Annotated in this window: 11 protein-coding genes; 3 read left to right on the top strand and 8 right to left on the bottom strand. The window is 54.6% G+C overall.

Features of this window, described 5'->3' with window-relative positions; translation table 11 throughout:
* Positions 1 to 157 precede the first annotated feature (157 nt).
* On the top strand, positions 158 to 772 hold the full coding sequence (udk, locus tag ACFO1S_RS13395) for a uridine kinase (protein WP_204604858.1): 615 nt from the start codon (positions 158 to 160) through the stop codon (positions 770 to 772).
* Positions 773 to 803: 31 nt separating this feature from the next.
* Here the strand turns inward: udk and ACFO1S_RS13390 are convergent, their stop codons facing one another.
* The 4 genes from ACFO1S_RS13390 to ACFO1S_RS13375 are packed head-to-tail and all read right to left on the bottom strand — an operon-like array spanning position 804 to position 5,002.
* Entirely contained in the window at positions 804 to 1,724 is a 921-nt protein-coding gene (locus tag ACFO1S_RS13390; RefSeq protein WP_204604859.1) for a decaprenyl-phosphate phosphoribosyltransferase, read from the bottom strand.
* Between the two features lie 44 nt (positions 1,725 to 1,768).
* A complete protein-coding gene (locus ACFO1S_RS13385) occupies positions 1,769 to 2,977 on the bottom strand; it encodes a glycosyltransferase family 2 protein (RefSeq protein ID WP_204604860.1) in 1,209 nt (402 codons plus the stop codon).
* The gene (locus tag ACFO1S_RS13380; protein ID WP_204604861.1) at positions 2,974 to 4,296 is read right to left on the bottom strand and encodes an oligosaccharide flippase family protein; all 1,323 of its coding nucleotides are present in this window, start codon (positions 4,294 to 4,296) and stop codon (positions 2,974 to 2,976) included. The genes ACFO1S_RS13385 and ACFO1S_RS13380 overlap by 4 nt, the downstream gene beginning before the upstream one ends.
* Before the next feature lie 22 nt (positions 4,297 to 4,318).
* Entirely contained in the window at positions 4,319 to 5,002 is a 684-nt protein-coding gene (locus tag ACFO1S_RS13375) for a hypothetical protein (protein ID WP_204604862.1), read from the bottom strand.
* Positions 5,003 to 5,400: 398 nt separating this feature from the next.
* Here ACFO1S_RS13375 and ACFO1S_RS13370 point away from each other — a divergent pair, with 398 nt between their 5' ends.
* Both ACFO1S_RS13370 and ACFO1S_RS13365 read left to right on the top strand, forming a co-directional pair.
* On the top strand, positions 5,401 to 7,173 hold the full coding sequence (locus ACFO1S_RS13370; protein ID WP_204604863.1) for an eCIS core domain-containing protein: 1,773 nt from the start codon (positions 5,401 to 5,403) through the stop codon (positions 7,171 to 7,173).
* 61 nt (positions 7,174 to 7,234) lie between these two features.
* Complete coding sequence (locus ACFO1S_RS13365) at positions 7,235 to 8,818, top strand: tetratricopeptide repeat protein (protein ID WP_204604864.1); 1,584 nt, start codon at positions 7,235 to 7,237, stop codon at positions 8,816 to 8,818.
* A 10-nt stretch (positions 8,819 to 8,828) separates the two neighbouring features.
* Here ACFO1S_RS13365 and ACFO1S_RS13360 read toward each other — a convergent pair whose 3' ends face one another.
* From ACFO1S_RS13360 to ACFO1S_RS13345, 4 genes are all read right to left on the bottom strand, one after another.
* Complete coding sequence (locus ACFO1S_RS13360; RefSeq protein ID WP_204604865.1) at positions 8,829 to 9,260, bottom strand: DUF3995 domain-containing protein; 432 nt, start codon at positions 9,258 to 9,260, stop codon at positions 8,829 to 8,831.
* Entirely contained in the window at positions 9,257 to 9,829 is a 573-nt protein-coding gene (locus tag ACFO1S_RS13355) for a TetR/AcrR family transcriptional regulator (protein WP_204604866.1), read from the bottom strand. Before ACFO1S_RS13355 ends, ACFO1S_RS13360 begins: the two co-directional genes overlap by 4 nt.
* A gap of 129 nt (positions 9,830 to 9,958) precedes the next feature.
* Positions 9,959 to 11,110, bottom strand: coding sequence for a response regulator (locus tag ACFO1S_RS13350; protein ID WP_204604867.1), 1,152 nt, complete (start codon positions 11,108 to 11,110; stop codon positions 9,959 to 9,961).
* Positions 11,111 to 11,112: 2 nt separating this feature from the next.
* Positions 11,113 to 12,915 carry a sensor histidine kinase gene (locus ACFO1S_RS13345; protein ID WP_204604868.1) on the bottom strand — a complete coding sequence of 601 codons (1,803 nt, stop codon included), beginning with the start codon at positions 12,913 to 12,915 and terminating at the stop codon, positions 11,113 to 11,115.
* Positions 12,916 to 12,931 lie beyond the last annotated feature (16 nt).

Raw genomic sequence — 12,931 nt, 5'->3', positions numbered from 1 at the left:
GACCGGGAAGGAGGGCCGCCCTCTCTTCCCGGTCTGTTGCGGTATAAAGCTTCACTCCCAAGGTTCCTCCCTTCCCAAGATGAAAAGGGGCGCAGGCTATGCTAAAATTGAGCTTTGCGTCTTCACGTCCATTCCCGTCAGGAGGTTCATTCGCGCTATGCTGATTATCGGTATTGCAGGCGGCACCGGCTCCGGCAAAACGACGGTGGCCCGCTCCGTTATCGCCCGTCTAGGCGCCGACAAGGTCACCTTTATCTCTCAGGACAACTATTATAAGGATCACGCCCATCTCAGTCCGGAGGAGCGCAGGGCCATCAACTACGATCATCCGCTAGTCTTCGACAATGAGCTGCTCATCGCGCATCTTGCCGCTCTTCGGGAAGGTCGAACCGTTCATGCCCCCGTCTACGACTTCACCGTCGATTCGCGTTCCGCTTCCGAATCGGTCGAGCTGCCGCCCAACAACATCGTCATTCTCGAAGGGCTGCATGTGCTGTCCGACGAGAAGCTTCGCGCTCTGCTCGATATTAAAGTGTTCGTGGATACCGATCCGGACGTGCGCATCCTTCGAAGGGTGCTGAGGGATATCGAGGAGCGCGGCAGGACGATCCGTTCCATTCACACCCAGTATTTGAACTCGGTAAAGCCGATGCACGAAGCGTTCATTGAGCCTTCCAAGAAATATGCCGACATCATCATTCCTCAAGGAGGAGAAAATGAGATCGGCATTGAAATGCTCTCGGTGCTGACGGAAAAGTATCTGCACGGCTGAAAGACGGCAGATTAACGTTCTCCTCTTCCGCTTACCCTCCGGAGCCCTGAACATTATGAATGAGCACAACCGCAATTGCGAATAGGAGCACGCAGGCCAGAATGCCTTTGTCTTCATAGAGTAGAGCCTCAGGCTTGCCCCCCTTCCCCAGCACATGAATCAAATAGAGATAACGGAACATGCCATAGATGACGCAAGGAATCGTCCACATAAGGACCGTCTGGCTGGAGATAAACGCATACAACGAGTAACACATGATCGTCATCGTCGTGACGACGCCGGACATCTGATTAAGCAGCGGCTCGGAATAATTCAACAGCACCTTGCGGTGCGAGCCCCGGTTGAATTCCAGCAGAAGCAGCTCGTGCCTCCGCTTGCCGATAGCCAGAAATAGCGACAGGAAAAACACGCATAGCAGAAACCACGGCGTAAAGCTCGTCTTGAGCACAAGACCTCCGCCGACCGCCCTCATTCCGAAGCCGGCTGCAATAATCATAATATCTAGAATGACGACATGCTTCAGCTTTAACGAATAGGAGACGTTCATCGCAAAATAGGCCGTCAGCAGAAGCCCGAACAAGCTGTTCTGATAGAAGCCGACGGCAAGTGACCCCGCCAGCAGAAAACCTCCGAACGTCAGCGCCAATGCCGGATTCAGCCTTCCCGACGCCATCGGGCGATTGGCCTTGTCCCTATGCTGACGATCCGCTTCCCGATCCACGTAATCATTCAAAATATAAACGCATCCCGATACGAAGCAAAACAGCAGAAATGCCGTTACGCTCGACTTCAGGCCTCCCAGATTTATCTCATCGACGCTGAATACCAGCGCCCCGAAAACAAGCAGGTTTTTGGACCATTGCCTGGGCCGCAGCTGCTGAAAAAGCAGCATGATAATTTCCAGCAGATGGGGTCTTTTGGGCAACGGAATCGTTTCTTTGCCTAATTCCATTCTCTGTCCCGCCTCCTTCCTGTAATGAAGCAAGGAACCATCTCTTACTTCTTCGTCGGCAACGGATTGGACCTGTGAACTGAACGGACGAGCTTGTTCCCCAGCAGCCTGAGACATCTGTAAATGAGAACAAACAGCTTGCGCCACGGAAACACTTTACCGAAAAACCGGTTGATTTCCGCCGGCTCGAACATGTAGGAACGCGGAAAATAGCGAATTTCGCTTGGCGTGTAGCCCAGCAGTTGAATCCATAGATGAAGGCTTGACGATTCCAGCTCGTCCTTCACCAGAATCAGGTATCCGGGCTGCGATGACAGCGCCTCAATCTCCGCCTGAAGCGCGGGAATGTCGGCTTCCTCCCGCACAATGTACACACGCTCCGTTCGATTTCGCTCTCTGCGCATGAGCATCAGCGGAACACGGCGGGCGAAGTACGCGGCGTTGATACGCCATCTGGGCAGCTCGCGGCTTAAGCTCGGATGAATCCGATACATCCGCGTAATATTCAGATCCCACTCGATCATCTTCTCCACGCTTCTGAGGTCGCCGTACGCCTCCCCGTGGTACTGATGCAACGCTTCAATGCCCAGATGAGACACGATTCGCATCCCGAGGCGATAACAGCGGTACCCGATATCCGTATCCTCCATCCCCCAGCCCTTGTAGCCTTCATCGAACCCGCCGAGCTGCTCCAGCCGCGCGCGCGGCAAAGCCATATTGCAGGAATAGACGCAGTGCCACGGGTGCTCCAGAGCCGACAGATTGAACGAGTGAAGCTGACTGTCGAAGTGACGCGCCTCCAGGTACTCTAGCGAGCGGTAGTTCTGCTGAAATACGCGGCCCGACTTGACCTCCTCGAAGGCGATCGGCTCCTTCAGCATGTAACGATAGGATATGACAAGCATATCGGGACGGGCAGTGAAGTAACGCCCAAGCTCCCGCATATAGCTTCGGGCGACAATCATATCTGAATCCAGAAAGGCGACGAATTCGCCGCGGGCCCGTCTCCAGCCTTCGTTGCGCACTCTGGCCCGGCAGGAATCCGGCGAACGCTCCAAATAAACGTAATGAAAAGGATACGTTCGGGGAATATCCGCTACCTCTTCCCGTGTGTTATCGTTCGAGCCGTCGTCCACGACGATGACCTCGTAGCCGCCGCGCTCGATATCCAATTGGTCGTTCAGAGCTTCCAACACGTTCTTAAGCAGACGCTTGTTATTATAGGTAGGAATAACGACACTGATTTTAATCAATGAGCAAGCACTCCTTTCTCCGGGTCCGATTGAAAGCGATAGAACCATCGGATTGCCGTCCGGAAAACGATCAACAGAACCGCGTTAAGCGCGATGACCGCAATCATGCCTCCGATAACGCCGGAATGCTTGACGAGCAAGTATTCCATCAACAGCACCCCAGGAATCGGAATTATCAGAGCAAGGAAGGTCAGTCTTGCCGCTCTGGCTCCGTCCAGAGAGATGACCGAGGTGAAGAGCAGGTACATCATATTCATCGCAATGCCGGCCGAGGTCAAGCCCACATAGAGCCAGTCCAATGGAAACGATTTGCCCAGAAACAGGATCAGCATTACCGTCACCAGACCGGCGCCGAGCCACACGACCCCTCCAATCGGGACGGCGTACTTCACCAGCAAGCGGTCGACGTGCCGCTTGTTAAGCGCCGCGATCATCGGCAGAAATACGACGGCAAATACATCATGGAACAAGATCGTGCACAGGCTTCTTATCGTATTCTGGTATACGGAATAGACGCCCAGCTCGTATTCTGTGGCGAATTTGGCCACCAGCAGCAGATCGGCGGTAAACAACAGCGTCGACACCAGCCAGGACAGCATGATAAAGAAACCATAGGCAAACAGCTTCTTTAACGCCCGCTTCGTCACCTGGAGCGGACGCAAGCCGTTGCCGCGCAAGGCGCTGAAGAAAAAAAACAAATTCTGTGCGATTAAAGGAACAACGTAGCTGAGCAGCGACTTGACCCCGAGCAGATACAGAGCAGCCAGCGCGCATGCAAGAAATACAATCGAACCCAGCAGCTTGTACAATCCAAGACGAAAGAATTGCTGCCGACCGCGTAAAAAGGACTCTGTGAGGATATACAGGTTGATGCTCATGGCTAGCGCAACGGCAGGCAGCCATGATGAGGGCGGGAAGCCGAACAGCCGCTCGACAAACGGCCCCGACAGGAGCAGAACGGCGGCGAGCAGCGCCGATAAGACCAGATTGGCGAGCAACGCAGTCCCCATTAATTCCCGGCTGTCCGCCTCGGACTCGACCGGAACGTATTTCACGATGCCGTTGTATAAACCGAAGGTCAACGGAATTAATAGAATATTCGCGACGCTGCCGATAAGTGCAACCTGACCCCAAGTAATGACGCCAAGCTCTCGGGCGCACAGCACGTAAACGACCAGCGTCATCAGCAAAGACAATGCCTTGAACACGAAGGTGACGCCGATATTCCGCAGAAACAGCGCAATTCCCGGCCGCCTGGCTTGCTCTGCGGCCCGCTTGACCATAGCCGATAGAAGGCGGGGTTTTCCTGCCGCGGTCATGCCCCGTTCATCCCGGAAGAACTCATGAAGAGATCGCCGCCTCGGACTTCCCTCTGCTCTGCACGCGCTGGGAGATCCGCTGAAACCACTTGTCCAGAGGCGCGAACAAGACGAGCAGGAACAAAGGAATATGACAGAGAGCGAACACTATCGTCTCGTCGTAGGAAGGAGCGTGGCCTAGAAATACGATAATATGGTGGGCATAGATGAGGCCGCCCTCGGGAATTTCGACCGGATTGATGGTGTAGAATGCCAGATCGAGAAAGCCGGAGAACAAGGTGATTGTAGCCAGCAGGGAAATCTTGATCGTCTTGCCCGGCGTTCCGCCTCCCATTCGATAAGCGAAGGAAACGGAGAAATTGATCATCTGAACGACGAGCAAATACAGCAGCGTGTACCATTCTCCGACCGACTCGAAATTCGTCACGATCACGTTGCCCGTAACTCCGAAGAAGCTCACTCTGGGAATCAAAAACCCGAGAAAAATAATAAACGGTGCATATACCAGCAGATGACCGTACTTCAGCCGATTGGGGAAGAACGCAATAAAACCGAGAATACAGCCGTAGGTCGCCAGCTTCGCATAGAGATGCCACAGCTTCTCGATCTCCGGCTCGCGGGGAATAACCAGCCACACGAACGCGAACCCTGCAATGCCCAGCAGAAGGAATGCCAGCCATAAATATCTTCGAATTAAATCCATCATTACACCTCCCGATTGATGAAGCCGTCGTTCCTTACACAATTTATAACGTTTTCTATTCCGCACCTCCCAATTCGAGATATTATGACTACTTTTTAATCATATATGAATATTTTTACATGTTACAACATTTTTTTTAAGTTTCTGAAAATTATCCATGAAAATAAGCCGAAAGAACTTCCAAGCCGCACGATTAGTCAGAAACGACTATCCAATCGCCCGATTGCATAGTAAAATCTGGTTATCGCATATGAACGGAACGATAATACCTCTAACAGAAACAGGTGCCTCCCATGCCCGGATTTGTCCACTCTCCCGATTCCAAAACCGAATCCCCAACGCTCTCTTCCGCTTCTTCCTCACGCTCCGGCCCGGATGCGTCGCCGGGTACAGGAGCGCCTATGAGCCCTGCCCACATTCTTGAGCTTCAGGGGATGCTCGGCAATCGAGCCGCCTCTCAGATGCTGCGGCCGGATGGCAGATCGGGTCTCCCCGCCCCGTTGAAGAGCGGAATCGAGAGCCTCTCCGGGATCGCCATGGATGACGTCGCCGTGCACTATAACTCTCGCAAGCCGGAGCAAATTCAAGCGCATGCCTTTGCCGCAGGCACGGACATCCATCTGGGAGCCGGCCAAGAGAAGCATCTCCCTCACGAGGCCTGGCACGTCGTCCAACAGAAGCAAGGGAAGGTGAAGCCCACCCTTCAAGCCAAAGGGAAAAAGTTCAACCTTCAGTCCGATCTGGAGCGGGAAGCCGATCTTATGGGCGAGCAAGCCGATATCGCCGGCCGAGCAGGAGCAGTCCAGCCGCGCCCTCTTCAGATTACGCCTCCGATTGCCCCTGTCATCCAGGGAAAGTTCATTATTAAATCCAACGGCACAAGGGAAGAAGTCAGCGACGATTATCGCCTGAAGCCGGGGGAACAATTTTTGAACGAACCGGAAGAAAAGCACCACACCGATGATGAGGAAGAGGATGATGACGGGGGGGACGATGATAAAGGGGTTGCGGCCGACGATGATGGTGGGCCTGCGCTTGCGGATGACCAATGGGACGATGACGATGATGATGGCGGGCCTGCGCTTGCGGATGATGAACGGGATGATGACGATGATGATGACGATGGTTGGCCTAAGCTTGCGGATGATGATGACGATGTTGCGGATGACTCGGACGGCCAAGAATCCAAGGACAGAAGAGTCCTTGTGGATGCAGAGCGCAGCAAGGTAGGGAAGTCGCCCGCCAAGTATGTGCGAGAGGTTCTGGAGGAGTCGTCGTCCGATGAGGACTCCGGCATGGATAGCGACAACTTCGCCCAAGCTTTCGAGAGAATTCAAAGCGTCAGGAAACCCATCGCACGCAGTGAAATCGAAGATAAAAAGGAGCTTTCCGATACCTTTGCACAAGAGGTGGGGCGTGGAAAAGGAGCATCCGGCGAAACCTTCTCCAGGCTTGCCGGTATGCATCGGGATCGTGACGGCGTCGTTTCTGTGCGAAGCAATCGCATCCTATTCGCAGCACATCGCAGAATTATCCCCTTAAATCAATCAGGCAGAGCACCCGGCCAGAAACGTGCTGCCAAGTATACGCCCCCCCTTCCTTACGCGGCCTACCGCAAAAAATTCAATACGGCCGTCCCTCAAGCATTTCGGGATCTGCTGAGTAGAGGAGGCAAGGGCTTCCCCGCCCGGGTGAGGAGAAGATTAAACCGTGAGAGTCAGGGTCAGTTTGATCTCTGGCAAGATGAAAGAAGATACAAGACGCTGGACTTGACAAATCCGGAGGGAAAAGCCGCCGCACTGGAGCATAAGCTGAATAAAGGCGGCAGTGCCGGTTTCCCGGAAGGACAGGTTCGTTCCAGAAACCTTTCACTGGTCAATGATGCAAGAAAGGACGACAAGGGACTCCACCCCCTGTTCCATAGCATTAAAGCAGGCAATGGCAGCGGCTCAACCAATTATTCGGCATTTCATTCCGCTGCAGCGGCTGCCGTAGCCGCAGGAATTCGAGTCGACAAAAGACACAGAGCGCAGGATTCGGAAGACAGCGATCGGGTTGACAATGAATCCGATAGCGATAGAGATTCCAAGTCGGAACATAGCGATTCGGATTCGGATAACCGGCATATCAAGAAAAAACGAAGAAGAGGCTCCCCGCCTCCTCGACCGCACTAAGACAATTGTTAATCACTGAATGCAAGACCGTAATTAAGAGGTCATCCTGGACGGAGGCGCTATGCAGACGCTGGAAGTGAACGTCAGATTATCGCAGTCGAGACTGTGGGACTATCAGAATCAATATTTCTCCCGGAAGGGCGTCGAGGCATGGCGCAACGGCGAAGTACCTCATTACGTGACAAGCCATCCGGTCATGGCGAATTGCTATGCCGAGCTGGTATTCGCTTTCCTGCAGGATCGGCAGAGAATGACCGCCGCTTCCTCGCTTCCGAATGAGCCGCTGTACATCTGCGAGCTAGGAGCCGGGTCAGGACGATTCGCCTATCATTTCTTGACCCGGCTGAGCGCCCTCTGCCAAGAATGCGATCTGCCTCTTCAATCTTTCCGCTATGTCTTAACCGATTTTACGACAAGCAACCTGGAGTTTTGGCGGCGGCATCCGTCCTTTGAGCGTTATTGGAGCGAAGGCCTGCTGGATATGGCTCTCTTCGACGCGCAGCAGACTGAGGAAATTACGCTTCTGCTAAGCGGGACAACCCTCCGTGCGAACAGCCTTGGCTCTCCTCTCGTGGTCATTGCCAATTATGTGTTGGATAGCCTTCCCCAGGATCTTTACTATGTGCACAAGGGAACTCTGTCTCATTGCCTCGTTACGCTGGAGACCGCAGAGCCTGTAGACGAGTCGGAGCCGGCCCAAGCGCTTAAGAAGGTTAAAGCCCGCTACTTGCGCAGAAGGTGCACGGAGCCTCCCTATCCCGAGCCCGAATTGGCAAGCTTGCTTGACCGTTACTCCGCCTCCACGGATAACGGCTACCTGCTGTATCCCGCAATCGGGCTGCGTTGCCTGCGTCGGCTGCGCGCCCTGTCCGGCGAGAGCGGCCTGCTGCTGCTGACCGCCGACAAAGGCAGCCACCTCATCGGCGATCTTCTAAGCGCGAATCCCCCGGAGCTGGTCCGGCATGGCAGCGTTTCTCTATCCGTCAACTATCACGCCTTCAAAGCGATATGCGAAGCCGAAGGCGGTATTGCCTTATTTCCCGACATCGGCTTCAACCACGTGAATGTCGGAGCGCTGTTCATGGCAAGCGATGCGATACGCTATAGAGAGACCGCAAGGGCTTATCGCCGTTTGGTCGCGGAATTCGGACCGGATGATTTCTACAGCGTCATTAGTCATGCCAAGCGCAGCATAACCGAGATGTTGATTGAAGATTTGCTGGCCTATCTGCGGTTGAGTCTGTACGATGCGCATCAGTTCTCGCACTACTATCCGAGACTGATGGAGCTGGCCGAACAGGCCTCTCCCCGTGAGAAGACCGCGATGCTAGACGCGGTCGACCAGGTGTGGCAGCTTTATTATCCGCTGGGAGAGAAGCGGGATCTGGCCTTTCAGCTCGGCTCCCTGCTGTATGAGTTGGAGTCTTACGAGCGTGCAATCTTCTACTTCAAGCAGTCAGCTCGGCTATACGGCGGGTATATTGGCACCTCGTACAATCTGGCGCTATGTTGCCATATGCTCGATCGAGTCGATCAAGCCGAAGGCTATCTGCGTAACCTCCTCAGCCTCGAACCGGACTTCGAGCCGGCCCTCGAATTGCTGGAAGAGTATGCTCGCAGCCGAGAACTCCCGGAAGAAAAGTAAAGAGCCGGCGTTACGCCTGCATACGGAGCCAAGCAATTGCAAGCAGCCCGACGCCTATCGTCAGGCACAGAGGCGAGTACAGCAGCGTATCCCATTTGGCGAACGTCGTTCCCTTCCGGCTTTTGAACAAGCCAAGCCACTTGAAGTCGCCCACTGCCCGAAGGAGAAATACGGCCGTTAACGCCCATCCTCCGTAGGGCAGCACCGCAGAAGGAAAGATCCCCCTTCGAATTCCGGCCCACTCCAATACGAACCAGGCAGCTAACGCCGCCAGCAAAGCTACGATTCCCGTAGCCAGCTTGGAAGGCCGGAAGAGCGGCCGCTGCCCCGTATGGGGAACTGCCGCCTCATGTCCTTTCCTTCCGCCCAGCAACCAGTACACATGCAGGAGAGCAATCCCGAGCAGCACGCCTGACGTCCCCCATGCCAAAGCCTCGGTCATTTCCCGTCCCCTCCTTCGTCAAGGCTCCACTCCGCCAGAAGTCTGTCCAGATGACGCTCCACCTCGGCAGCGGATTGGGTCACGTTCTTATGGCGTTCATACCAGCCCAAGTAATAATGGTAGAGCATCCATGAGAGGTGCGAGGCCCGCTCGTCGGGGAAGCCCCGACGAATGAACAGCTCCTTCGCGTGATCCATTCTCGCTTGTTCGATTCTCTGCAATACGGAAGCGTAAGAAGGCTCTTGCAAAGCGAGCTTACGCAGGTAAAAGAGAAAATCCCCCTTCCCGGTAACCGAGAACATCTGCCGGAGCATAGATTGAAGCTGCTCCTCCGCCTTAGGCGCTTGCACCGAGATTTCCATCACTTGGGTGGTCGATCTCGCCGTCCATTCCTCCACGATGCGTTGCAGGTAAACCCCGCGATTGCTGAAGTACCAATAGAAGCTGCTCTTGCTCGTTCCGAGCTCGGCCGCGATTTTCTCCACGACCAGCGCTTCCGCCCCGCCCTTCGCGAAATAAGCCATTCCCGCTTCAATCCATTGCTCTTCCGTTGCAAGAATCTTAGGCATTTCCATCACCCCTTTCTGTACGAAAGCGTCTAGATAAAGCGATTATATCGAGTAAAATAAAAAAAGTAAATATCTATACGGAATCGTACAGATACTTACTCTATCGTTTCTCTCGTTTTCCTGAATTTATTATTTTCTGCTATCAGACAGCTTCATGATCAAGGAGTCATACAGGAGAATCAACGATCTGGAAGGACGAATGCCCAGCTCTCTGTTCAGCAGCTTGACGTAGTCCGTATACTGGGCGGTCAGCCCCTTCTTGTTGCCCTCTTGCGCGTGAATCTTCATCAGTCGGCTCACAATCTCCTCATCCAGAGGATTGCGGGCATGCAGCTTGACAAGCAGCTTGAAAGCCGCCGTCAAGCTTCCAATGGAGGTCAGAGCTTCGGCCAATCGCTGCACGAAGGATGCATATAGCTCAGCAAGACGCTCCGTCTCATGCACCGCCCACACGTAGGCTTTGCTTCCGAACAAATCCCCCGTATACAGCCTCTCGACTTGCAGCAGATGCTCCGCGTTGCCGGCTTCTACATGGGAGAATTGACTCGCCTGCCGCTCGAATTCCTCGTAATCGATGGTCGCGCGGCCCAGCTCCAGAACATAACCGTCATTCTCCGATCGGATCGTTTCCCTCATGCCGAAGGGCTCCAGCGACTTCCGCAGCTGATAGACGGCCGTATTCAAATATTTCTCTGCATTCTCCCGGGTCATTCCGCCGAAAATATCGGTCACCAGACGCGAGCGCGCGACCCGTTTGCCTCGATAGAGCAGCAGATACGCGAACAATTCCGCGCTTTTGTTCGAGATCCATTTCACCCGGCCGGACTTGTTCTGAATCGCGAAGTCGCCCAGCGTTGTAATGACAAGCTCCGACACCTCTCCGGACGCGACCTCGCGGCTAGGCCGCCCGCGCAAGGAGTCCCGTCCCGCACGCACGCGATTCACCGTTCGCTCCAGCCGCTCCTGGGATACCGGCTTAATCAAGTAATCGACTACGGACAAGTCATACGCTTCCAAGGCGTACTTCTTGTGCGAGGTGACGAACACAATCTGGGCTCCGTTGCCCGTATTCTCCATCTTGGCGGCGAAGCTTAGTCCGCCCTCCTCGGGCATGGAGATATCGACGAAGGCAATGCCGATATCCGCATTCTCGCTCAGATAAGCGGCAGCGGAGCGCGTGTCGGTGAATGCCGCAGCCACAGTGACCTCCGGGAGCTTATCCAGCATTTTCCGCATAATCAGATGCATGACAGGTTCATCGTCCACCAGGATGACCTTCATCGTCAGCCCACCTCCGCTTCCTTTTCGTGCTCCGTATTCTCCCTGCTTGCATAACCAGGCAGCGTGAATGTAAAATTCGTCCCCGCTCCCGGAACGCTGTTGAATCCAAGCCTTCCGCCGTGAATCCGCAGGAACTCGCGGGTCAGCACCAGACCGAATCGCATGGCCCCGCCTTCGCCCTCAGCGCCACGCTCCTTGAAGAATAGCTCCTCTTGGCGCAGCAGCGCGGACGTCTCCTCGTCGATTCCCGCACCGTTGTCTTTGACCGACACGGTCACCACCTGATCGTCCAGCGCGGCGCCAATCTCGATTTTCCCTCCGATTCCGGTGAACTTGATCGCGTTCGACAGCAGATTTCTCAGGATGAGATCAAGCATTTCCTTGTCGGCGAACACCGTCAGCGCCTCATCGACGTTCTCCGTCATCTCGATCCGCTTCATCCCCGCCCTTGCCCCGGCAAGGGCGAGGGCTTGCCGAACAACCTGCTGCAGGCTCCACCCCGACGGTCGGAAGGACACCTCTCCGTTCTGACTGCGATACCAGTCCAGGAGGTTGTCGACCAGATGGAACGTGCTGCGCACTTGCCCCTGCATCTCTTGAAACACCTCGGCTTGGAGAAGGTTGGAATCCGCCGGCTCCTCGCTCATCAGCTCGGTCAGGCTGACCAGATGCGCAATCGGATCGCGAATGTCGTGAGCTACCACGGTAAACAGCTTGTCCTTAAAGGCGTTAAGCTCGGAAAGCTGACGCGCGGTCTCGCGCAAGCGGCTCTCGTTCTCCATCAGCTCCGTAATATCGTTGAACATGAGAATTTTGCCAATAGGAGTTCGTCCCTCGTCCCCGATATTGGAAAGACTGCAGATGTAATGCCTGAGGCGGTTCCCCTGCGCAAGCTGGAGCGGAAAACGATCTTCCTTGCCGTTCGCCGCCGATAATCGTTCCGGCAAGCCCGGAATATCCGACAGCACGTCCTTACCAGGCACAGGATAGCCGGATATGGCGGCCAATCTGGGAAAAACCTCCTCGGCCGCGACATTGTAGCTGACAATCTGGTCCTCGTAATCCAGCAGGACAACGCCGTCCCGGATCGTGTCGAACACCTTGGCCAGAGCGAGCGGCGTCAGCCTCATCAGGTTAAAGCGGAAGATGCCCCACACGAACACGATGCCCGATATCGCAAATCCGAACGGCGTAAAATCGATATTTTTGCCGAAGACATAAGCCAAGTTAAAGAAAGCGGGCGCTATCGCTCCCAGAATGAGCACGAAGATTTGCTTCCGCACAAAAGGCAGCGATCGCCAATACATCGGCACGATCAAGCCGATGCCGCACGCCAGAATAGAATAGTTATAAATCGCATGAACAGCGTACCAGGGACCCTTGGCGGTATGGTACAGCGGTACGCTTCCGCTGTCGTTAAGGATGTAATCGGTATAGATAAGATGATGCCATTCGTTCGTAAGGTGAAAGAGAAAGGTGAACATGGGGATGATAAACAGGAGCAAAGCCAGACGTCTACGCATGCGCACCGTGACTCCGGTAAATTGGATGACCAGCTGCAGCCATAGCACGGTAACGAACGGAATCCCCAGGTATTGAATCTGAAGCGAAAGCTTAACGCCGCTCAGGCTTCGGCTCATCAGCTCCAGTCCATATCCGACCGCATAGAAGGCCGCGGCGAGCATCACCAGGATCATCGTTCGCGCAACATGCAGCTGACGCTTGCGATAGGACAGCACGGTGACGAAGCCCATCAGCCCCGCTGCGAGAAACAATAGGATCGACATCCATAATCCAGTATCCACGGTGGCCCTCCACCTC

Source organism: Cohnella boryungensis (genome assembly GCF_042651945.1).
In the GTDB taxonomy this organism is placed as follows: domain Bacteria; phylum Bacillota; class Bacilli; order Paenibacillales; family Paenibacillaceae; genus Cohnella; species Cohnella boryungensis.
The sequence above is the reverse complement of the archived record's forward strand: the minus strand, read 5'-3'. Positions and strand labels throughout refer to the sequence as shown.